Genomic DNA, 22034 nt, shown 5'->3' with positions numbered 1-22034 from the left:
ATCGCGGCATCCTAGCAGCGCACCCCGTTAGAATCCCGCATTCAACCTGCACGGAGCCGTCATGAGCGCACCCCTCCACGTCATCATCCTCGCTGCCGGCGAAGGCAAGCGCATGCGTTCCACGCTGCCCAAGGTGCTGCAGAAGGTCGCCGGCCGGCCGATGCTGGCGCACGTGGTCGATGCCGCGCGCGGGCTGGGCCCGGCGGCCATCCACATCGTGTACGGCCACGGCGGCGACCAGGTGCAGGCGGCATTCGAAGGCCAGGCCGGCCTGCAGTGGGCCGAGCAGGCCGAGCGCCTGGGCACCGGCCACGCCGTGCAGCAGGCGCTGTCTGCGGTTCCGGACGGCGCCGAAGTGCTGGTGCTGTACGGCGACGTGCCGCTGATCACCACCGATACCCTGCGCAGGCTGGTCGCCGACGAGCGCGAAACGCGGCTGGCGGTGCTGGTGGCCGAACTTCAGGATCCCACCGGCTACGGCCGCGTGGTGCGTGATTCGGAGGGACACGTGGCGGCAGTGGTGGAGGAGAAGGACGCCAGCCACGAACAGCGCGCCATCAGCATCGTCAACACTGGCATCCTCGCCGCCGAGTCCACCGCGCTCAAGCGCTGGCTGGGCGCGGTGTCCAACGACAACGCCCAGGGCGAGTACTACCTGACCGACGTGTTCGCCCTGGCCGCGGACGAATTCAGTTCGGCCGAGATCGTGATGATCGACGACCCGGTGGAGGCCGAGGGTGCCAACGACCCCTGGCAGCTGGCCCAGCTGGAGCGCGCGTTCCAGCTGCGCCAGGTGCGTGAACTGTGCCGCCGGGGCGTGCGCTTCGCAGACCCGGCGCGGGTGGACATCCGCGGCGAGGTCATCGTCGGCAACGACGTGGAAATCGACGTGGACGTGGTGCTCGAAGGCCGGGTGGAACTGGGCGATGGGGTGCGCATCGGGCCCTTCTGCCGGCTGCGCGACGTCAAACTGACCCTGGGCACCGAGGTGCGGGCGCACTGCGACCTGGAGGGCGCGGTGACCGAGGGCGCGGTGCGCATCGGCCCGTTCGCGCGCCTGCGGCCGGGCACGGTGCTGGCCGACGGCGCGATGGTGGGCAACTTCGTGGAGATCAAGAACAGCGTCGTGGGCGTGGGCAGCAAGGCCGGCCACCTCACCTACCTGGGCGATACCACCGTCGGCGCGGGCGCCAACATCGGTGCCGGCACCATCACCTGCAACTACGACGGCGCCAACAAGTCGAAGACGGTGATCGGCGACGGCGCCTTCATCGGCTCCAACGCCTCGCTGGTGGCGCCGGTGACCATCGGCAAGGGCGCCACCACCGCCGCCGGCTCCACCATCGTCGCCGACGTGCCGGACGACACCCTGGCCATCGCCCGCGCCCGCCAGACGACGGTCGAAGGCTGGGAACGCCCGAAGAAGAAATAGGAGCGCGCCATGCGCGCGAAGCCGCGTGAACGCTGGCGCGGCGCGAAGCATCGGAACCGGTGCGGCATCCGAAGCCACGTCCCACGCGATCCGTCACGCGGCTTCGCGCGTAAGACGCGCTCCTACCCCCAAGGGCCGATCATCCGTCAGGGCCGATCATCCCGTCCGGTTTTCAGCCCGGGAAGGTGAGGCCGACCCTCAGCCCGCCGCCTTCGCGGTTCTGCAGGGCGATCCGGCCGCCGTGGGCCTCGCAGATCTCGCGCGCCAGGGCCAGGCCCAGGCCGGTGCCGTTGCGCTTGGTCGAGTAGAACGGCAGCAGCGCGTTGGCCAGCACGGCATCGTTCATGCCGCTGCCGCGGTCGAGCACCTCGATCCGCCAGGCGTCGGGCAGCCGGCGCAGCTCCAGCCGCACCTGCGAGGCCGGCGAGCCGGATTCGTGGGCGTTGCGCAGCAGGTTGATCAGGCACTGCTCCACCTGCACCTGGCCGACCTGGCCCTCGAACGGCGAGCGCAGGGTGAGGGCATCGACCTGGCGCTGGACTTCGGCCACCACCGCGCGCTGGCGCTCGGCCAGCAGCTGGCGGTTGCGGGTGTCCAGGCCCGAGCCCTGGCCCTGCAGGCTGTAGTCCTCGTTGGCCGACTCCAGCCCGATCTGCGCGCTCTTGAGCCGGTCGCGCGCGCGGGCCAGGTCGACCTCGGCCACCGCGCCGCCTTCGAAGGCGCGCTCGTAGCGCTCCACGTCGCGTTGGGCGGCCACGCGCTCCACTTCGGCCTGCTCCACCAGCTTGCGCGCGCTGGATCGGACGATGCGCGCATCCAGGTCCGCGCGGTCGGCCTCGGCCTCCAGGCTGGCCAGGGTGGACTGCTCCTGCACCAGCTGGCTGCGCAGCTCCGGACTGTCGATCTCGGCCAGCACCTGGCCCCGCTCCACCCGGTCGCCGGCGACCACCTGCAGGCTCACCGTGCCGCCGGCGATCGCGTACAGGGTGGGGCTGTTGGCCGAGATCACCCGGCCGTCGGCGGCGATGTCGCGCACCAGGCCGCCGCGCGCCACTTCGGCCACGCGGATCCGCGCGCCGTCATGGGAGCGGGCGCCGGCGCTCCAGGCCGAGATCGTCCATGCCAGCAGCCCCAGCACCACCAGCGCGCCCACCGCCGGCAGCAGCCAGCGCTGCAGGCGCTGGCGCGGCGTGGGCGCAGTGTCCAGCACCGTGTCCTGGGCGGAGGTGTCCTGGATCTGTCCGGGTCGTGGCATTGTTGCTTCAGCTGTCGTCAGGGGCGTGGCCCTTGGAACTACGCAGGATGCATGCCAGTATCCAAGATGTTGATTGAGCAGTATTTTTTATCGCTCCTGCGGTGTCCGTCCGGGCCGCGGACGCGTCCGCCCGGACACCCGCTGCGGTTACAATTGGCGCCTTGCGAACAAGGGAAGTGCTGTCTCCATGTGTGGAATTGTTGGTGCGATTGCCGATCGCGATGTCGTCCCCGTCCTGGTCGAAGGACTCAAGCGCCTGGAATACCGGGGTTACGACTCGGCCGGCATCGCCGTGGTCGAGGGCGACGACATCCGCCGCGTGCGCCGCACCGGCCGCGTGTCGGAAATGGAAGCCGCCGCCGTCGATGAGAATCTCCAGGCCAGCCTGGGCATCGGCCACACCCGCTGGGCCACACACGGCGGCGTCACCGAGTCCAACGCCCATCCGCACATCAGCCACGGCGTGGCGCTGGTGCACAACGGCATCATCGAGAACCACGAGGAGCAGCGCGAGCGGCTGAAGGCGCTCGGCTACGCGTTCGAGTCGCAGACCGACACCGAGGTCATCGCCCACCTCATCCATCACTACCTGGAAGGTGGCGATGACCTGCTGGCCGCGCTGCAGCGCGCGGCCAGGGAGCTGCACGGTGCCTATGCGCTGGCCGTGGTCAGCCGCAAGGAGCCGGGCCGCATGGTGGTTGCGCGCATGGGCTGCCCGCTGCTGGTGGGCCTGGGCGAAGGCGAGAACTTCATCGCCTCCGACGTCTCGGCGATCGTGCAGGCCACGCGCCGGGTGATCTTCCTGGAAGATGGCGACACCGCCGAGCTCACCCGCGCCGGCGTGCAGGTCTTCGATGCCGATGGCGCCACCATCGATCGCCAGGAGCACCTGTCCGACGTCTCGCTGGCCTCGCTGGAGCTGGGCCCGCACGCCCACTACATGCAAAAAGAGATCCACGAGCAGCCGCGCGCGCTGGGCGACACCATCGAGGCGATCATCGACGCCGGCGCGTTCGTGCCCGAGCTGTTCGGCGCCGACGCCGAGGACGTGCTCAAGGACATCGAGGGCGTGCAGATCCTCGCCTGCGGCACCAGCTTCTACGCCGGCTCGGTGGCGCGCTACTGGATCGAGGACATCGCCGGGGTTCCCTGCAGCGTGGAGATCGCCAGCGAGTACCGCTACCGCAATGCGGTGGCCAACCCGAAGCACCTGGTGGTCACCATCTCCCAGTCGGGCGAAACGCTCGACACCATGGAGGCGCTCAAGTACGCCAAATCACTGGGCCAGGAGCGCACGCTGTCGATCTGCAACGTGCCCGAGAGCACCATCCCGCGCGCGAGCCGGCTGGTGTTCCTGACCCGCGCCGGCGCCGAGATCGGCGTGGCCTCCACCAAGGCCTTCACCACCCAGCTGGTGGCGCTGTTCGCGCTTGCCGTCACCCTGGCCAAGCTCAAGGGCCGGCTGCCGGAGGACAAGGAGGCCGCGTACCTGGAAGACCTGCGCCACCTGCCCGGCAGCGTGCAGCACGCGCTGAACCTGGAGCCGCAGGTGAAGGCCTGGGCCCACGGCCATTTCGCGGCGAAGGACCACGCGCTGTTCCTGGGCCGCGGCGTGCACTTCCCGATTGCGATGGAAGGCGCGCTCAAGCTCAAGGAAATCTCCTACATCCACGCCGAGGCCTATCCGGCCGGCGAGCTCAAGCACGGCCCGCTGGCGCTGGTGGACGACCAGATGCCGGTGGTGGTGATCGCGCCCAACGACCTGCTGCTGGAGAAGGTGAAGTCCAACGTCCAGGAAGTGCGCGCGCGCGGCGGCCAGATGTACGTCTTCACCGACGCCGACAGCCAGTTCGGCGAGTCCGAGGGCGTGTACGTGATCCGCACGCCGCGCCACATCGGCGTGCTCAGCCCGATCGTGCACACCATCCCGGTGCAGATGCTCGCGTATCACACCGCGCTGGCCCGCGGCACCGACGTGGACAAGCCGAGGAACCTGGCCAAGTCGGTGACGGTGGAGTAGCCGCTAGAAGCGGGTGTTGAGGTGAACCTAATAAATTAAGTCTGTAGAAAATAACGAAGTCTGTGGCGACAAGCCTGATTCGGTGCCACCCCATGCCTGACGAGCCGGTCTGGAGTCAGTACATCCGGACCATGCACATAAACGGCCTGCCAAGTGATCAGGCCATGCTCGACGCCATTCACGCATTGGGAGATCCGTCCCCTCGGCATAAGCGCAGGATTGCTTTGTATTTTCTTGCCGGCACACATCACACTTGGGACTACCTCCGGGCGCAGGCTTGATGATATTCGCTGAAAGTTATAAAAAACAACCATGAAGTTGGAAAAGAAAACGATAGCCGCAGGGCGCGCGCCGAAGCGCTGGTACCAGGACGCCTGCGGCACCGCGCTGGCGCTGGAGTTCGTGGGCGAGCGCTGGGCGCTGCTGGTGATGCGCGAGCTGATGCTGGGGCCGCGCCGGTTCTCCGACCTGCGCGCCGACCTGCCCGGCATCAGCGCCAACGTGCTGACCCAGCGGCTGGAAGGACTGGAGCGGTCGGGGATCGTGCGTCGGCGCAAGCTGCCGCCGCCGGCCGCGGCCCAGGTCTATGAGCTGACCGGGTGGGGCCTGGAGGCGGAGCCGATCTTCCAGGCGATGGGACGCTGGGCGGTGCGCTCGCCGTGCCACGACCCGATGCTGCCACTCTCGCCGGTGTCGGCGATGCTGTCGCTGCGAACCATGCTCAGGCCCGACCGCAAGCCGCTGTCGATGACCGTGGGCTTTCGTTTTTCCGACAGCGTCTTCGTCGGCCGGCTGTCGCCGGACGGCCTGGAGATCGCCCGCGGCGAGCCGGAAGCCGCCGACGTGGTGTTCGACACCGACACCACCACCTTCGCCACCCTGGTCTACGGCAAGCACCCGCTGGAACAGGCCGAAGCCGACGGCCGGCTGCGCCTGCAGGGCGGCCGCAGGCTGGCGCGGCGCTTCATCGACTGCTTCGCCCTGCCGCCCAAGCTGGAGCCGGAAGGGCCGGAAGGCGGCCCCTGACCCGCCGCATCGCGACCGGCGGCTGGGGCACAATGGTTGTCCCTGAACCGGATGAGCGATGCGATGACGCGTATTCCCCTGCGCACCTTCGCCGCGGCCCTGGCGGGCCTGGCGCTGGCAGCCTGCGGCAACGAGGCGCCGCTGGACGCGGCCGCGCCGGTTATCCCGGATACGCCATCGGCCGAGGTGGCGCCGGGCGAAATCAGCGGCGACAACCTCGCCGCGCACCTTCGCATTCTCGCCTCCGATGAATTCGAAGGCCGCGCGCCGGCCACCCCGGGCGAGGAAAAGACGGTTGCGTACATCAGCGAGCAGTTCGCCGCCGTCGGGCTGCAGCCGGCCGGCGAGGACGGCGGCTGGACACAGGCGGTGACGCTGGAGCGCACGGAGATCGCCGGGCCGGTGGCGGCGTCGTTCACGGTCGGCGGCCAAACCCGGGAGCTGGCCAACGGCGAGGACATCGCGCTGGAGACCCTGCACCCGGACGGCAATGTCGACCTGCGGAACCTGCCGGTGGTGTTCGCCGGCTACGGCATCACCGCGCCGGAGCTGGACTGGGACGACTACGCCGGCATGGACGTCACCGACAAGCTGGTGCTGGTGTTGGTCAACGACCCGGACTTCGAGACCGAACCCGGCCGCTTCGGCGGCCCGGCCATGACCTGGTACGGGCGCTGGGTCTACAAGTACCTCGAGGCGGCCGGGCGCGGCGCGGCGGGTGTGCTGATCGTGCACGAGACCGAGCCGGCGGCGTACCCGTGGGCCACCGTGCGCAACGGGCGCGCGGCGCCGCAGTTCGACATCGTGCGCGAGGACGCCGCCGAGCATCACCTGCGGGTGCGTGGCTGGATCCAGCGCGCCACGGCCGAGCGCCTGTTCGCCGATGCCGGGCTGGACTTCGAAGACGCAAAACGCGCCGCGCAGCAGCACGGCTTCCGCGCCCACGCGCTGGGAGATGCCACGTTCTCCACCGCGTTCCAGGTCGAGCGCGGCCGCATCAGCACCGACAACGTGCTCGGTCTGCTGCCCGGAGGCGGGCGCGCCGACGAGACCGTGATCGTGTCCGGCCACTGGGACAGCTTCGGCATCGGCGAGCCGGACGCGGATGGCGACGCGATCATGAACGGCGCGGTCGACAACGCCACCGCCATCGCCTCGATGATCGAGATCGCACGGGTCATGGCCGAAGGCTCGCCGCCGGCGCGCAGCGTGCTGTTCATCGCCCTGACCGCGGAGGAGAGCGGCCTGCTCGGCGCCACCTGGTACGCGGCCAACCCGCTGCGCCCGCTGGCCACTACCGCCGCCGCGATCAACATGGAGATGTGGAGCCCCGACGGGCCGACCCGCGACATCTCCAGCTGGGGCCTGGGCAAGGTGTCGCTGGAGCGCGACCTGGTGGCCGCCGCCGAAGCGCTGGGCCGCGGCTACTCGCCGGACCCGAACCTGGAGGCCGGCTTCTTCTACCGCGCCGATCACTTCGCCTTCGCCCAGGCCGGCGTGCCGGCGATCACCGTCGGTCCCGGCATGGATCAGCTCGACGGCGGCGTGGAAGGCGGCCTGGCCGCGCGCGCCGAATATTTCGACAGGCACTACCACCAGCCCGGCGACGAGTTCGGCGACTGGTGGGACATGCGCGGCCCGACCGAAGACACCGAAGTGGTGCTGCGGCTGCTGCGCGACGTCGCCAACGCCGACGCCTGGCCCGCGTGGGATGAGGACAGCGAGTTCCGCGCCGCGCGCGAAGCCAGCGCGGCGGAGCGGGTGCGTTGAGCAACGGCGTTTCCAGGCCGCTGCCCCACGCCCCCGCCTGCGACCGCAACCGCGATCCCATCCTCGAAGTGCTGCGCGAGCACTTCGCCGACCGCCGGCGGGTGCTGGAGATCGGCAGCGGCACCGGCCAGCACGCGGTGTATTTCGCCCGGGCCATGCCGTGGCTGCAGTGGCAGGCGAGCGACGTGGCGGACAACCTGCCGGGCATCCGCGCCTGGCTGGACGAAGCGCGCCTGCCAAACACGCCGGCGCCGCTGGCGCTGAACGTGCTGCAGCCGTGGCCGGTGGTACGGGCGGACGCGGTGTTCACCGCCAACACCCTGCACATCATGGGCTGGAACGGGGTGCAGGCCTTCTTCCGCGGGGTGGGGCAGGCGCTGGCCGATGCGCCCTGCGGCACCCTGGTGGCGTACGGCCCCTTCAGCTATGGCGGCGATTACACCAGCGACAGCAACCGCGAGTTCGATGCGTGGCTGAAGGCGCGCGATCCGCAGTCGGGCATCCGCGACATCGAGGCGGTCGATGCGCTGGCCGGCGAAGCGGGCCTGCGGCTGGAGGCGGATATCGCCATGCCCGCCAACAACCGCTGCCTGGCCTGGCGGCGCCCGGCCTGAGCGGGCCAGAGCGCCTGTCTGGCTCCCTGGCGCTATTCGATGTGGGCGTTGAGCGCGTTACCCGCCGTCTTTTGCATTCGCACGGCTTTGCGCGAACTCGGGGAAGGCCTCCGCCAGCGACATCGTATCGGGCAGGATGTAGAACACGCCGCCCCGTTCGAACGTCGGCTGCATGATCCGCTCGTAGAACCCCGGCTCGACGTTGATGCACCCATGGGTGACGCGGTTGTCGTCGGGCGAAGCCGAGGCCAGGCGTTCGGGGCGATTTTCGGACGGGACGCCGGTGGCGGTGGGGTGGATGGAGACCGCGGAATCGTAGTCCACCCACAGCACGCGCCCGGCGTCGATCGACGGGCCGTAGCCGCCCACGAAGCGGCCGGCGGGCGTCGTGCGATCCCGGCCCGGGATCTCGCGCAGCGCCAGTCCGGCAATGCCGGGGGCCGTGTGATCCCCCGTCGCCGAGCCGAACAGCCCGGGTGCCGCACCGCGCAGCCGGCCGTCACCGTCGAACACCAGGATCTGCGCCGCGTCCTTGTCCATGATCGCGAACGGATAGCCCTGGCTGTCATTGCTTGCGACCACCCAGCCCGCAAGCTCGATCACCGTGTCGGACACGTCCTGGCCTGGCGGAAGCTGGTCGGCGGCGACCGCCGGCTGGGCGGCGGCCTCCCCCGCGTTGGCGAGGCCGAAGCCGGCGCACGCCAGCGCCAATACCAGCGCGCCGCGGGTGATGCGCGGCGCGCGGGGGATACCGGTGCGGATCGGACGATGCAAAGCGGTTAGCCGCGCGGCGTCCGGCGCGGCGCCGTTTCGAGCTGCTGGACGCGGCTTTCGATCTGATCCAGCCGCTGGTTGGCCTGCTGGGCGGACTGGTTGGCGGATTCGGCGCTCTGGGCCGCCCCCTGCACCCGGCTGTCGAGCTGGTCGAGGCGCGAGTTGATCGTTGCGAACTCGGCGTCATAGGTGGCGCAGCCGGCAAGGCCCACGGCGGCAACAGCCGCCACGCCGAGCATACGCACCGTCGTCATCTGTCGTTTGGTCGAAAGCATTGCAGTCTCTCCTTGCGTGGGGCTTCGAATATATACCGCCTCCTTGCCGCTGCTCCGGCGGCCCTTCAGCTGGCGTTGGAATACATTGATGTGCCGTGAATGCGTGGCCGGGGCCTGCCCCGCGGCCGATAAAGCGCTAGATGCCGCTGCCGCCCGCCGGCCTGTGGTAAAACCGGGGTTCATCCGCACAGCGGGATCCCGCGATGATCACCCGACGCCAATACCTGAAGCTGTCCGCCCTGGCCGGCGTGACGCTGGCCATCAAGCCCGGGCTGCTGCTGGCAGACGACAGCCCGCGCGAACTGATCACGCGGGTGATCCCCGGCACCAGCGAACGGCTGCCGGTGGTGGGGCTGGGCAGCTCGGCCTCGTTCTCCCGCATCGCCGGGGAGGGCAACGTCGATCGCATCCGCGAGGTGCTGCAGGCGCTGGTGGAGCAGGGCGGCCGGGTGTTCGACACCGCGCCCAGCTACGGCGCGGCCGAGGAGGTCGCCGGCAACGTCGCCCGCAACAGCGGCCTGGCCGAAAAGATCTTCTGGGCCACGAAGCTCAACGTGGTGCCGCGCGGCAGCGACGACGGGGCCGACCCGGAGGCGGCGCGCGCGCAGGTGGAGCAGTCCTTCGCCCATGTCGGCAAGGATCCGGTCGACCTGATCCAGGTGCACAACATGGCCGACGTGGCCACCCAGCTGCCGATCCTGCGGGAGTACAAGCAGGAGGGCCGGCTGCGCTACGTGGGCGTCACCACCACCTCGTCCAGGACCTATGGCGCGCTGGAGGCGCTGATGCGCAGCGAGCCGCTGGACTTCATCGGCGTGGACTATGCGGTCGACAACCGCACCATGGAGCAGACCATCTTCCCGCTGGCCGCCGAGCGCGGGATCGCGGTGCTGGTGTACGCGCCGTTCGGACGCACCCGGCTGTGGCAGCAGGTGGAAGGCAGGCAGGTGCCGGACTGGGCCGCCGAGTACGACATCGCCACCTGGGGCCAGTTCTTCCTCAAGTTCGTGGTCTCGCACCCGGCGGTGACCGCCGCCACCCCGGCCACCAGCAATCCGAAGCACCTGGTCGACAACATGGGCGCGGCCATGGGCCGGCTGCCGGACGAGGCCGCCCGCCAGCGGATGATCGAGCACATCGAATCGCTCGGATGAGGCGCGGCGGGCCCTGACCCGCCACGGCTGGCGCCGGGGGAGGCGCCGAACCTGAACGCGGATGCTGCGTTGCAAAATCCGCTTTGACAAAAAAAGAATGATCGTTCATTCTATCTCGCGCCGCCGGGATCACGCCCGGCGGTTTTCCTTTTCCCGATCGAGCCTCCCCCATGCGCACACCCGCCTTCCGCCTGGCCATTCCCCTGTTCATGTCCCTCGCCCTGGTGGCCTGTGGTGGAGACGAGGAGGCCGCGCAGCCGCCGCCGCCGGAGGTGTCGGTGGTGACCCTGGACGCGGAGACCGTCACCCTGACCCGTGAGCTGCCGGGCCGCACCAACGCCTATCTGGTCGCCGAAGTGCGCCCGCAGGTGAACGGGATCATCGAGGAGCGCCTGTTCACCGAGGGCACGGTGGTGAAGGAGGGCGAGCCGCTGTACCGGATCGACGCCGCCGACTACCAGGCCACCGCCGCCAGCGCCCGCGCCCAGCTCGCCCGCGCCGAGACCGCGCTGGTCAACGCGCGCTCGCTGGAAAGCCGGATGCAGCAGCTTGCCGGCACCCGCTACATCTCCGCGCAGGAGCTGGAGAATGCCGAGGCCGCCGCGCGCCAGGCGCAGGCCGAGGTCGGCGCCGCGCGCGCCTCGCTGGACGCCGCCAACGTCACCCTGGGCCGCGCCCGCATCACCGCGCCGATCTCCGGCCGCATCGGCCGCTCCTCGGTGACCGCCGGCGCGCTGGTGACGGCGGCCCAGGCACAGGCGCTGGCCACCATCCAGCAGCTCGACCCGATCCACGTCGACCTCACCCAGTCCGCCAGCGAGCTGCTGGATCTGCGCCGCGAACTGGCCTCCGGGCGGCTTGAGAACGGCTCCGAACTGCCGGTCACGATCCTGCTGGAGGACGGCACCCCGTTCCCGCACCAGGGCACGCTCGCCTTCTCGGAGGTCAGCGTGGATCCGTCCACCGGCAGCTTCGGCCTGCGGGTGGTGGTGGACAATCCCGACCACATCCTGATGCCCGGCATGTACGTGCGCGCGGTGGTCGGCGCCGGCGTGCGCCAGGACGCGGTGCTGGTGCCGCAGCGCGGCGTGGCCCGCGACCCCAAGGGCAACACCAGCGTGATGCTGGTCAACGCCGAGGGCGTGGTGGAGAACCGGCCGGTCACGGTCAGCCGCACCATCGGCGACCAGTGGCTGGTCGAGGACGGCCTGGCCGCCGGTGACCGGGTGGTGGTGGAAGGCCTGCAGAAGATCCAGCCTGGCATCCCGGTACAGGCGGTGCCGTTCGAGGCCGGCCAGGCGCCGGCCCAGCCGGCAGCGCCCGCGCCCGCCGCCGAAGACGCGGCGCCGGCCGCGCACCCCGATGCGGCCGAACCGGCCGCCGACGCCCCGGCCTCGCAGCAGTAAGCGGAGAACCCCATGGCACGCTTCTTCATTGACCGCCCGATCTTCGCGTGGGTCATCGCAATCGTCATCATGCTCGCCGGCGGCCTGGCCATCACCGGCCTGCCGGTGTCGATGTACCCCACCGTGGCCCCGCCGGCGGTCGAGATCCGCGCCACCTACCCGGGTGCTTCGGCGCAGGTGGTGAGCGACTCGGTGACCCAGGTCATCGAGCAGAACATGACCGGCCTGGACGGGCTGATGTACTTCTCGTCGCAGTCCTCCTCCAACGGCATCGCCACCATCTCGCTGACCTTCGAGACCGGCACCGACCCCGACATCGCCCAGGTGCAGGTGCAGAACAAGCTGCAGCTGGCGATGCCGCTGCTGCCGCAGGCGGTACAGCAGCAGGGCGTGAACGTGGCCAAATCCACCTCCGGCTTCCTGCAGGTGGTCGGCTTCGTGTCCACCGACGGCAGCATGGATCGGGTCGACCTGGCCGACTACGTCAACGCCAACGTCGTCGATCCGCTCAGCCGCGTGCCCGGCGTGGGCAACATCCAGGTGTTCGGCGGCAAGTACGCCATGCGCATCTGGCTGGATCCGAACAAGCTGCACACCTACGCGCTGTCGGTCGACGAGGTCGTGGCCTCGATCCGGGGCCAGAACGCGCAGGTCGCCATCGGCGCCCTGGGCGGCGCGCCGGCCGTTGACGGCCAGATGATCAACGCCACCATCAACGCGCAGGATCGGCTGGAGACGCCGGAACAGTTCCGCGACATCGTGGTGCGCGCCGAGCCGGATGGTTCCGTGCTGCGCCTGGGCGACGTCGCCCGGGTGGAGATGGGTACGGAGATGTACGAGTTCGACTCCCGCTACAACCGCCAGCAGACGACGGGCATCGCGATCTCCCTGGCCACCGGCGCCAACGCGCTGGATACCGCCGCCGGCGTGCAGGCAACGCTGGCCGAGCTGGAGCCGTACTTCCCGGCGGGGATGGAGTCGGTGATCCCGTTCGACACCACCCCGTTCGTGCGGGTGTCGATCAAGAGCGTGATCATGACCCTGATCGAGGCGATCGCCCTCGTGTTCCTGGTCATGTACCTGTTCCTGCAGAACTTCCGCGCCACCCTGATCCCGACCATCGCGGTGCCGGTGGTGCTGCTGGGCACCTTCGGGGTGATGGCCGTGCTCGGGTTCTCGGTGAACATGCTGACCATGTTCGGCATGGTGCTGGCGATCGGCCTGCTGGTGGACGACGCCATCGTCGTGGTCGAGAACGTCGAGCGCATCATGACCGAGGAGGGGCTCTCGCCCCTTGAGGCGGCGCGCAAGTCGATGGATCAGATCACCGGCGCGCTGGTGGGCATCGGCGTGGTGCTGTCGGCGGTGTTCGTGCCGATGGCCTTCATGGGTGGCTCCACCGGCGTCATCTACCAGCAGTTCTCGGTGACCATCGTGACCGCGATGGCGCTGTCGGTGCTGGTGGCGATCGTGCTGACCCCGGCGCTGTGCGCCACGATGCTCAAGCCGCTGAAGAAGGGCGAGCACTACGACAGCGGCACCGGGTTCATGGCGCGCTTCTTCCGCTGGTTCAACCGCAGCTTCGACAACACCAGCGGCAAGTATCGCCGCGGCGTGCGCGGGATCCTGTCGCGTCCGGGGCGCTCGATGGCGATCTTCGGCCTGATGGTGGTGCTGATGGGCCTGCTGTTCATGCGCGCGCCCACCTCGTTCCTGCCGGATGAGGACCAGGGCGTGCTGATGGCGATGGTGCAGACCCCGGTGGGCGCGACCCAGGAGCGCACCATCGAGGCGATCAAGCTGCTGGAGGATCACTTCCTGGAGAACGAGCCCGATGCGGTCGAATCGACCATGGCGGTGCAGGGCTTCAGCTTTGCCGGCATGGGCCAGAACAACGGCATGGCCTTCATCAAGCTCAAGGACTGGGGCGAGCGCGCCGCCGACTCGCTCAGCGCGGCGGCGGTGGCCGAGCGCGGCATGGCGGCGATGAGCCAGGTGAAGGACGCGATGATCTTCGTGCTTGCGCCGCCGGCGATGCCGGAGCTGGGCGTGGCCGCCGGCTATTCGTTCTTCCTCCAGGACAACGGGGCCCTGGGCCACGAGGCCCTGCTGGACGCGCGCAACCAGCTGCTGGGCATGGCCGCGCAGAGCGACCTGCTGGTCAACGTGCGTCCGAACGGCCAGGAGGACACCCCGCAGCTCCGCGTGGACGTGGACGTGGCCCGGGCCGCGGCGCTGTCGCTGCCGCAGGCGTCGATCAACCAGACCCTGGCCGCGGCCTGGGGCGGGCAGTACATCGACGACTTCATCGATCGCGGGCGGGTCAAGCGGGTCTATATCCAGGCCGATGCGCCGTTCCGGATGACGCCGGAGGACTTCAACCAGTGGTCGGTGAAGAACACCCAGGGCGAGATGGTGCCGTTCTCCGCGTTCGCCACCACCCACTGGGAGTACGGCTCGCCGCGGCTGGAGCGCTACAACGGCGTGCCGGCGATGGAGATCCAGGGCGAGGCCGCGCCGGGCGTGTCCACCGGTGACGCGATGGCCGAGATCGAGCGCCTGGCCGGGGAACTGCCGCAGGGCTTCGGCGTGGAGTGGACCGGGCTGTCGTACCAGGAGCGCGAGGCCGGTACCCAGACCCCGCTGCTGTACACCCTGTCGCTGCTGATCGTGTTCCTGAGCCTGGCCGCGCTGTACGAGAGCTGGAAGGTGCCCACCGCGGTGCTGCTGGCCGCGCCGCTGGGCATCCTGGGCGCGGTGCTGGCCGCCAACCTGTTCGGCCTGGATCGCGACGTGTACTTCCAGGTGGCGATGCTGACCACGGTGGGACTGGTGAGCAAGAACGCGATCCTGATCGTGGAGTTCGCCAAGCAGAACCTGGAAAGCGGCATGGAGCTGATCGAGGCCACCATGCAGGCGGTGCGCGACCGGCTGCGCCCGATCATCATGACCTCGCTGGCCTTCGGCCTGGGCGTGACGCCGCTGGCGCTGTCCACGGGCGCGGGCTCGGGCGCGCAGAACGCGATCGGCACCAGCGTGCTGGGCGGCATGATCGTGGGCACCCTGATCGGGGTGTTCTTCATCCCGCTGTTCTTCGTGGTGGTGCAGAAGGTGTTCGGCGGGCGCAAGGCCGACAAGGAGCCGGAGGCGATTCCGGCGGCGGGCAGCAGCGATGGCTGAGCCCCGCACGGCCCGCGTCGAGGCCCAGCGCAAGCGCATCCTCGACGCCGCCCAGCAGTGCTTCATCGAGCACGGCTTCCACGGCGCCAGCATGGCCAGCATCGCCGAGACGGCGGACATGAGTGCCGGGCTGATCTACCGCTACTTCGAGAACAAGAGCGCGATCATCCTGGCCATCGTGGAAGAGCAGCTGGTGCTGCTGCGCGAGGAAATCAGCCTCAGCGACCGGCCCGACCTGGCGACGCTGATGGCCGACAACTACGCCCGCACCTGCGGCGCCCGGCGTGGCATGAACGCCGCGCTGCTGCTGGAGATCTCCGCCGAGGCCACCCGCGACCCGCAGATTGCCGCGGCGCTGGACGATTACGACGCCACCGTGCGCCAGGCGCTGTGCGAGTGGCTGGCGCGCGATGCGGAAGCGGGAGGGTTCGGCCAGGAGCCGGGGCTGGCCCGGCAGCGGGCGCTGGTGCTGCAGTGCCTGTTCGAAGGACTGAAGCTGCGCGAGACGCGTGAGCCCGGCCTGGATCGCGGGCTGCTGCTGGCCGCGCTGCAGGGCGTGATCCCGGGCATCCTCGAACCCTGATCCGGTCGCACCGGCTGCCCGGCGGCGGCCGATAATGGGGCGTGCGCAAGATCCTGCACATCGACATGGACGCGTTCTACGCGTCGGTTGAACAGCGCGACGACCCCTCGCTGCGTGGCCGCCCGGTGGTGGTGGCCTGGCGCGGCGCGCGCTCGGTGGTGGTGGCGGCGTCCTACGAGGCGCGGCCGTACGGGGTGCGCTCGGCGATGCCGGTGGCGCGCGCCGAGCGGCTGTGCCCGGACGCGATCTACGTGGCGCCGGATTTCACCCGCTACCGGGCGGTGTCGCAGCAGGTGCGGGAGATCTTCCGCGAACACACCGAGCTGGTGGAGCCGCTGTCGCTGGACGAGGCCTACCTGGACGTCACCGCGCCGAAGATCCCTTCGCCCAGCGCCACCGCCACCGCCCAGGCGATCCGCGCGCGGATCCGCGAGGTGACCGGGCTGACCGCGTCGGCCGGGGCGGCGCCGAACAAGTTCCTGGCCAAGATCGCCTCGGACTGGAACAAGCCGGACGGGCTGTTCGTGATTTCGCCGGCACGGGTGGAGGCCTTCCTGACGCCGCTGCCGGTGGCGAAGATACCGGGCGTGGGCAAGGTGATGCAGGGCCGGCTGGAGGGGCTGGGCGTGCGCACGGTGGGCGAGCTGCGGCAGATTCCGCGCGAGGAGCTGCAGGCGCATTTCGGAAGCTTCGGCCTGCGCCTGCATGAGCGCGCGCGCGGCATCGACGAGCGTCCGGTGCAGCCGCACCAGCCGGTGCAGTCGATCTCCTCGGAGGACACCTTCGAGACCGACCTGCCGCTGGAGGCGCTGGAGGAGGTGATCCGCGCGCTGGCCGACAAGACCTGGGCCGCCACCCGCAAGACCGAGCGCGTGCCCCGCACGGTGGTGCTCAAGCTCAAGACCGACCGCTTCCGCATCCTCACCCGCAGCCACACGCCCGAAGTTCCACCCGCGTCGGCGGCCGAACTGGCCGCGATCGCACTGGCCCTGCGCGAGCGGGTGGGGCTGCCGCCGGACACCCGCTACCGGCTCGCCGGCGTCGGCCTGTCCGGCTTCCGTGACCGCGAAGAAATCCCCACCCAGCCCGCCCTCTTCATGTAGGACGCACTTTCTACAATAGGAGGCCCGCCTTTCCGGAGTGAGCCGTGCCGTTTCCGTTTTCCGCCGTCCTGTTCGACCTCGACGGCACCCTCGTCGACAGCGCTTCCGACATCGCCGAGGCGGTCAACCGCATGCTCGCCGAGCAGGGCCTGGGCCCGGCCGACGAGGCGCTGGTGCGCAGCTGGATTGGCGAGGGCTCGCGGATGCTGCTGGAAACCGCGCTGGAGCACTTCGGCAGCAGCGCCAGTGCGGAAGTGCTGATGGAGCGCTTCATGCTCCACTATGGCGACTGCCTGCTGCGCAGCCCGCGGCTGTATCCCGGCGTGGCCGAAACCCTGGCCGAGCTCGACAGGCGCGGCGTGTCGATGGCGGTGTGCACCAACAAGCCGGAGCGCTTCGTGGCGCCGATGCTCGAACACATGGGCATCGCCGGCCGCTTTGCCGGCGTGGTGGGTGCCGGCACGCTGCCCGAGCGCAAGCCGCATCCGCGCCCGCTGCTGCACCTGGCCGAACGGATGCGGGTAGAACCCGGCCGCTGCCTGATGGTCGGCGATTCGCAGACCGACTTCCTGGCCGGACAGGCGGCCGGGATGCCGGTGGTGCTGGTCAGCTACGGCTACGCCCGCGGCTTCGACCTGCGCGCCGCCGGCGCCCTGGCCGTCATCGACCGCTTCCAGGATCTCCTCACCCTCGACATGTAGGAGCGCGCCATGCGCGCTCCTACAGCGGGGGTGTCCGGCGTCAGGGGGCGGGGCGCCAGCGCAGGGTCAGGCCGTACTCGCGGCCGGGCTGGTTGTACCAGGCGATGGTTTCGTAGTCGCGGTCGAAGACGTTGCCGGCCCGCGCCAGCAGCGTCCAGTCGCGGTGGAAGGCGTACTCCAGGCGCAGGTCGGCGGTGGCGTAGCCGCCCAGGCGCACGCTGTTGGCGGCGTCGTCGTAGCGGCTGCCGGCGCCCTGCACGGTGATGCCGGCGCGCACCGGGCCGAAGCCGCGATCCAGGTCGATGCGGCCGCTGGCGCGCGCGCGGCGGGCCAGCAGGTTGTCGTCGTTGAAGCCGCCGCTGCGATCGCGCGGATCCGTATAGCTGAGCTGGGTGGACAGGTCGAAGCCGGCGAACGAGGTGCCGAAGGTCGCCTCGGCGCCGCGGATGCGGGCTTCGTCCACGTTCGCGCCCACGCCCTGGAAGGTCGGCGGCTCGTAGGTGAACACGATCAGGTTGTCGATCCGGCTCTCGTAGAGGTTGAACGACCAGCTGAAGTCCTCGGTGGCCTGAGACACGCCCAGGTTCAGGCTGGTGGACTTCTCCGGCTGCAGCCACGGGCTCTCCGAACCCGGGTAGTACAGGTCGTTGAAGGTCGGCGCCTTGAAACCGGTGCCGACGGTGGCATTCAGGCGCAGGCCGCTGTCGAACGACAGGCCCCAGCCGAGGCTGCCGGTGGTGTGGCTGCCGAACTGCTCGTTGTCGTCGTGGCGCAGGCTGGCCTGCCAGCGCTGGCGGCCGGCGCCGCCGTCGTAGCCGACGAACACGCCGGTGTTGTCGCGCTCGTCGGCGCTGTAGGCGGTGGTGCTGTCGAGGACGTCGTTGCTCCAGTCCACGCCCAGGCTGAGCAGGTGCGCCGGCGCCAGGCGCACGTCGGCCTGCACCGAGGCGCTGTCGCGGCGGGTCTCGAAGGTGCTCATGTGCACGTCTTCGTGGTAGTCGTTGGAGCGGTCCTTGCTGCGGCCGACCGCGGCCTTGAGCGCAAGGCGGCCGTCTTGCGGCGCGTACTCCAGGGTGGCTCCGGACACCTGCTGCCGGGTTTTGGAGCGGTTGGTCCAGGTGCCGTCGTATTCGTTCTCGCCGGCGATGTCGAGGAAGCTGCCTTCCAGGGCCAGCGCTTCGGTCAGCTGCATGCCGCCGCGCACGTTCATCGACACGCTACGGTAGCCGTCGTCGTCGGGCTCGTCCGTCCAGCAGCCGGCGAACAGCTCGGCCGAGCCGCGGCAGGCATTGAAGCCGTCGGTGCGCTGGTAGCCGCCATGGGCGCCCAGCCAGCCGCGCTGGCCGCGGTAGTTGAATCCGCCGCTGACCTCGCGGGTGGCGTTGCTGCCCGCGCCGAGGGACAGGTGCGGGGCGAAGCCTTCGGCGTCGTCGCCGCGGGTGAAGATCTGGATGACGCCGCCGATCGCCTCGGCGCCGTAAAGGCTCGAGCGCGGGCCGCGCACGATCTCGATGCGCTCGATCTGCGACAGCGCGAGATCCTGGAAGGCCGCCATGCCCGAGGTGGCCGAGCCGATCTTGATCCCGTCGACCAGGACCAGCACGTGGTCGGACTCCGCGCCGCGCAGGAACAGGCTGCTGAGCTTGCCACGGCCGCCCTGGTTGCTGATGTCCACGCCGGCGCGTCCGCGCAGCAGGCCGACCAGGTCGGTGGCCTGGGTGCGTTCGATCTCCTCGCGGTCGATGACCTGCGCCGGTACCAGGCTGTCGGTGAGCAGCACCTCGGTGCGGGTGCCGGTGACGACCACTTCGTCCAGGTCGGTGGCCTGGATCAGGCTGCTGGCCGCGGCGGCCGGGGACAGGGCCAGGGCCACTGCCAGGGTGAGGATCTGGTGCTGCGCTTTCATCGGGTTCTCCATGCATCGCGCACGCCCGCGCGACCGTAACGGTGTGGGGCTGGATGCATGGGGGCGACGGTAGGGACGTGCCGGGCATGGCGCGCGCTGCCGCCGCAATGCCCTCCGCATCGCAACCAGTCTTCTCCCTGGCCGGTCTCCGGGCTTGCGGGAGGAGCGATGCGGCTGCTCCGGCCCCGGCGCCTTCCCGTGCGATGCACAGTGGCGGTTTGCCGGGGGTGTTCCACGCTTACCGTTGCGGGGGCAGCGCCGGAATGCTTCCCCGCCGTGGCGGCGGGCGGAAGGTCACCGGCTTCCCGTTTCAACCCTTGGGGGAATCCCCTCGGGTCACCAGAAAGTCGGCGCAGTTTAAGCCATTGCCGCCGCGTGCGCCAAAGCCGGTGCGCGGCTGTCGGAGGCCGCCAGCCGATAGAATGCCGCCTTTTCACTGGATGCCGGACAGATGGAACAGGGGTGGTGGAGCCAGGCGTGCAGGACGCCGTCGATCGGGCATGCCGACCGGGCGCGGGCGCGCCAGCAGCAGCTGACCAAGCCGCCCGGCGCCCTCGGCCGGCTGGAGACCCTGGCCATCGAGCTGGCCGCCCTGCAGGCCCGCGACCGGCCCCGCGCCCAGGTGGTTCCGGTGCTGCTGTTCGCCGGCGACCACGGCGTGGTCGCGCAGGGGGTGTCGGCGTTCCCGGCCGAGGTCACGGTGCAGATGCTGGCGAACTTCGCCGCGGGCGGCGCGGCGATCTCGGTGCTGGCGCGCGAGCTGGGCCTGCCGCTGCACCTGCGCGACGTGGGCACGCTGGCGGACGGCGCCGTGGCCGGCGCGGTCGTGGACAAGCCCTGCCGCGGCACCCGCGACCTGGGCGTGGAGGCGGCGATGTCCGCCGCCGAGGTGGCCCATGCCCTGGACGCCGGCCGCCGCGCGGTGGAGGAGGCCGATGCGGGCGCAGACCTGCTGCTGCCCGGCGAGATGGGCATCGGCAATACCACCGCCGCCAGCGCGCTGGCCTGCATGCTGGGCGACCTGCCGCCGGCGGACTTGGTGGGCGCCGGCACCGGCCTGGACGAGGCCCGCATTGCGCTCAAGCAGGCCGTGGTGGAGCGTGCCATGAACCTGCACCGCGATGCGGTTGCGGCGGCGCCGCAGCCCGCGCTGGAAGCCCTGCGCCGCGTCGGCGGGCTGGAGATCGCCGCGCTGGCCGGGGCCATGATCGCTGCCGCCCGCCGCGGGGTACCGGTGCTGGTGGATGGTTTCATCGTTTCCGCCGCAGCGCTGGCGGCGGTGCGCATCAACCCGGGCGTGCGCGACTGGCTGCTGTTCTCGCACTGCTCGGCCGAGCGCGGCCACGCCCGCCTGCTCGAAGCGCTCGATGCGGAACCGCTGCTGCGGCTGGATCTGCGCCTGGGCGAGGCCTCCGGCGCCGCCCTGGCGCTGCCGCTGCTGCGGCTGGCCTGCGCCCTGCACAACGACATGGCGACCTTCGAGGATGCCGCGGTGGCGGGGGCAACGCCGGCGTGATCCTGGATCTGGTGCGCCATGCGGATACCGGGCGCCGCGGCCGCATGGACGGACGGAGCGATCCGCCGCTGCTGGCGGGCGTTGCGGATGCATTGGCCAGCCGCCACGCCGGCATAGGCTGGGCGCGCGCGGTCACCTCGCCGCTGCGCCGGGCGCACGACACCGCGCTGGCGCTGGCCGCGCCGCAGGGGATCGGGGTCACCATCGACCCGCGCTGGGCCGAGTTCGACTTCGGCGGCTGGGACGGCCGGCGCGGCGATGAGCTGCCGGCCGAGGCCGTCGCCGCCTTCCATGCCGATCCGCTGCGCCACCCGCCGCCGGGCGGCGAGGACTGGGGGATTTTCGGCAAGCGCATCGCGGACGGGCTGCGCGCGCTGCTGGCCCATGGCGCCGATGGCGATGGCCCGGTGCTCGTGGTCAGCCACGCCGGCGCGCTGCGCATGGCGCTGACGCAGGCCTGCGGCCTGCCGCTGGCGGCGCTGTGGGCGCTGCGCATCGACTACGGCACGCGGCTGCGGCTGCGGCTGGGAGAGGACGGGGAAGGCAGGCTGTGGGGCGAACTGCTGGAGCTGTCCCAGCCATGAGCCTGCGCCGCCTGATCCTCGCCTTCCAGTTCCTGACCCGGTTGCCGACGCCGCAGGTGCACGACTTCCGCGATGACGACCTGACCCGTTCGGCCGTCTACCACCCGCTGGTCGGCATCGTGATCGGCCTGCTGCTGGCGCTGGTGCTGTGGGGGCTGGGCGATCGTCCCTGGCTGGCGGCGGTGCTGGCCATGGCGCTGTGGACCTGGGTGACCGGGGCGCTGCACCTGGACGGCCTGAGCGACGTGGCCGACGCCATGGGCGCGGCGCACCGGGATCCCGATCGCTTCCTGGCCGTGCTCAAGGATCCGCACGTGGGCGCGTTCGGCGTGGTGGTGCTCATCGTGCAGCTGCTGCTCAAGCTGGTGCTGCTGGCCGAGCTGGCCGGATCCACCTGGTGGGCCGGCATCGTGCTACTGCCGGCCTGGGCGCGCTGGGGCACGTTGTGGTGGAGCCGACGCCTGCCGCCAATCCAGCATGCGGGGATGGCCGAGCGCTTCTCGTGGAAGCTGGGCATGCGCGCGGTGTGGCTGTGGGCGGTGGCGCTGGCGGCGCTGAGCCTGCTCGCGGCGCCGCCGCTGCTGGCCGCGCTGGTGCTGGTGCCGCTGGTCGGCGTGTACTGGAAGCGCCGGCTGGGCGGCATCTCCGGCGATTGCCTGGGGGCCAGCATCGAGGTGATGGAAACGATGCTGCTGCTCGCGCTGGTGCTTGCGTCCGGCTAGGAGCGCGCCCCGT

General features: G+C 70.5%; 18 protein-coding genes and 1 riboswitch. Of the genes, 14 read left to right on the top strand and 4 right to left on the bottom strand.

The window, feature by feature from the left end; translation table 11 throughout:
* Window positions 1–61 precede the first annotated feature (61 nt).
* A complete protein-coding gene (gene glmU, locus ACOZ90_RS07795) occupies window positions 62–1432 on the top strand; it encodes a bifunctional UDP-N-acetylglucosamine diphosphorylase/glucosamine-1-phosphate N-acetyltransferase GlmU (RefSeq protein WP_422893090.1) in 1371 nt (456 codons plus the stop codon).
* 172 nt (window positions 1433–1604) lie between these two features.
* On the opposite strand, the gene ACOZ90_RS07790 is transcribed toward glmU, so the two are convergent.
* A complete protein-coding gene (locus ACOZ90_RS07790; RefSeq protein WP_422893089.1) occupies window positions 1605–2687 on the bottom strand; it encodes an ATP-binding protein in 1083 nt (360 codons plus the stop codon).
* Window positions 2688–2874: 187 nt separating this feature from the next.
* Here ACOZ90_RS07790 and glmS point away from each other — a divergent pair, with 187 nt between their 5' ends.
* The 4 genes from glmS to ACOZ90_RS07770 all read left to right on the top strand — a co-directional run bounded on the left by glmS (window position 2875) and on the right by ACOZ90_RS07770 (window position 8117).
* Window positions 2875–4707, top strand: coding sequence for a glutamine--fructose-6-phosphate transaminase (isomerizing) (gene glmS / locus ACOZ90_RS07785; RefSeq protein WP_422893088.1), 1833 nt, complete (start codon window positions 2875–2877; stop codon window positions 4705–4707).
* A 312-nt stretch (window positions 4708–5019) separates the two neighbouring features.
* Window positions 5020–5733 (top strand): winged helix-turn-helix transcriptional regulator, encoded by a 714-nt coding sequence (locus ACOZ90_RS07780; RefSeq protein WP_422893087.1) that lies wholly within the window; start codon window positions 5020–5022, stop codon window positions 5731–5733.
* Window positions 5734–5796: 63 nt separating this feature from the next.
* Window positions 5797–7503 (top strand): M28 family metallopeptidase, encoded by a 1707-nt coding sequence (locus ACOZ90_RS07775; RefSeq protein ID WP_422893086.1) that lies wholly within the window; start codon window positions 5797–5799, stop codon window positions 7501–7503.
* Window positions 7500–8117, top strand: a complete 618-nt coding sequence (locus tag ACOZ90_RS07770; RefSeq protein WP_422893085.1) for a DUF938 domain-containing protein — start codon at window positions 7500–7502, stop codon at window positions 8115–8117. The genes ACOZ90_RS07775 and ACOZ90_RS07770 overlap by 4 nt, the downstream gene beginning before the upstream one ends.
* A gap of 57 nt (window positions 8118–8174) precedes the next feature.
* Here ACOZ90_RS07770 and ACOZ90_RS07765 read toward each other — a convergent pair whose 3' ends face one another.
* Both ACOZ90_RS07765 and ACOZ90_RS07760 read right to left on the bottom strand, forming a co-directional pair.
* On the bottom strand, window positions 8175–8834 hold the full coding sequence (locus ACOZ90_RS07765) for a hypothetical protein (RefSeq protein WP_422893178.1): 660 nt from the start codon (window positions 8832–8834) through the stop codon (window positions 8175–8177).
* A 62-nt stretch (window positions 8835–8896) separates the two neighbouring features.
* Window positions 8897–9166, bottom strand: a complete 270-nt coding sequence (locus tag ACOZ90_RS07760) for a hypothetical protein (protein ID WP_422893084.1) — start codon at window positions 9164–9166, stop codon at window positions 8897–8899.
* A gap of 203 nt (window positions 9167–9369) precedes the next feature.
* Here ACOZ90_RS07760 and ACOZ90_RS07755 point away from each other — a divergent pair, with 203 nt between their 5' ends.
* The 6 genes from ACOZ90_RS07755 (at window position 9370) to gph (ending at window position 17293) form a co-directional block, all read left to right on the top strand.
* Window positions 9370–10320 (top strand): aldo/keto reductase, encoded by a 951-nt coding sequence (locus tag ACOZ90_RS07755; protein ID WP_422893083.1) that lies wholly within the window; start codon window positions 9370–9372, stop codon window positions 10318–10320.
* A 170-nt stretch (window positions 10321–10490) separates the two neighbouring features.
* Window positions 10491–11726: an efflux RND transporter periplasmic adaptor subunit gene (locus tag ACOZ90_RS07750; RefSeq protein WP_422893082.1), complete on the top strand. Its 1236-nt coding sequence runs from the start codon at window positions 10491–10493 to the stop codon at window positions 11724–11726.
* 12 nt (window positions 11727–11738) lie between these two features.
* Window positions 11739–14906 (top strand): efflux RND transporter permease subunit, encoded by a 3168-nt coding sequence (locus tag ACOZ90_RS07745; protein ID WP_422893081.1) that lies wholly within the window; start codon window positions 11739–11741, stop codon window positions 14904–14906.
* On the top strand, window positions 14899–15489 hold the full coding sequence (locus ACOZ90_RS07740; protein WP_422893080.1) for a TetR/AcrR family transcriptional regulator: 591 nt from the start codon (window positions 14899–14901) through the stop codon (window positions 15487–15489). The genes ACOZ90_RS07745 and ACOZ90_RS07740 overlap by 8 nt, the downstream gene beginning before the upstream one ends.
* Before the next feature lie 41 nt (window positions 15490–15530).
* Entirely contained in the window at window positions 15531–16592 is a 1062-nt protein-coding gene (dinB, locus tag ACOZ90_RS07735; RefSeq protein ID WP_422893079.1) for a DNA polymerase IV, read from the top strand.
* Window positions 16593–16636: 44 nt separating this feature from the next.
* Entirely contained in the window at window positions 16637–17293 is a 657-nt protein-coding gene (gene gph / locus ACOZ90_RS07730; RefSeq protein ID WP_422893078.1) for a phosphoglycolate phosphatase, read from the top strand.
* A 40-nt stretch (window positions 17294–17333) separates the two neighbouring features.
* Here gph and ACOZ90_RS07725 read toward each other — a convergent pair whose 3' ends face one another.
* On the bottom strand, window positions 17334–19199 hold the full coding sequence (locus tag ACOZ90_RS07725) for a TonB-dependent receptor domain-containing protein (RefSeq protein WP_422893077.1): 1866 nt from the start codon (window positions 19197–19199) through the stop codon (window positions 17334–17336).
* Between the two features lie 122 nt (window positions 19200–19321).
* A riboswitch (cobalamin riboswitch) is annotated at window positions 19322–19558 on the bottom strand.
* A 92-nt stretch (window positions 19559–19650) separates the two neighbouring features.
* On the opposite strand from ACOZ90_RS07725, the gene cobT reads away from it, so the two are divergent.
* From cobT to cobS, 3 genes are read left to right on the top strand one after another with little or no spacing between them, the layout of a single operon-like run.
* Window positions 19651–20715 carry a nicotinate-nucleotide--dimethylbenzimidazole phosphoribosyltransferase gene (cobT, locus tag ACOZ90_RS07720; protein WP_422893076.1) on the top strand — a complete coding sequence of 355 codons (1065 nt, stop codon included), beginning with the start codon at window positions 19651–19653 and terminating at the stop codon, window positions 20713–20715.
* Complete coding sequence (locus tag ACOZ90_RS07715) at window positions 20712–21299, top strand: histidine phosphatase family protein (protein WP_422893075.1); 588 nt, start codon at window positions 20712–20714, stop codon at window positions 21297–21299. The genes cobT and ACOZ90_RS07715 overlap by 4 nt, the downstream gene beginning before the upstream one ends.
* Complete coding sequence (gene cobS / locus ACOZ90_RS07710; protein WP_422893074.1) at window positions 21296–22021, top strand: adenosylcobinamide-GDP ribazoletransferase; 726 nt, start codon at window positions 21296–21298, stop codon at window positions 22019–22021. The genes ACOZ90_RS07715 and cobS overlap by 4 nt, the downstream gene beginning before the upstream one ends.
* The last annotated feature ends 13 nt before the right edge of the window (window positions 22022–22034 follow it).

The sequence above is a fragment of the Luteimonas dalianensis genome (genome assembly GCF_049339425.1).
Lineage (GTDB): Bacteria > Pseudomonadota > Gammaproteobacteria > Xanthomonadales > Xanthomonadaceae > Luteimonas > Luteimonas dalianensis.
This window is presented reverse-complemented; position numbering and strand designations above follow the sequence as displayed.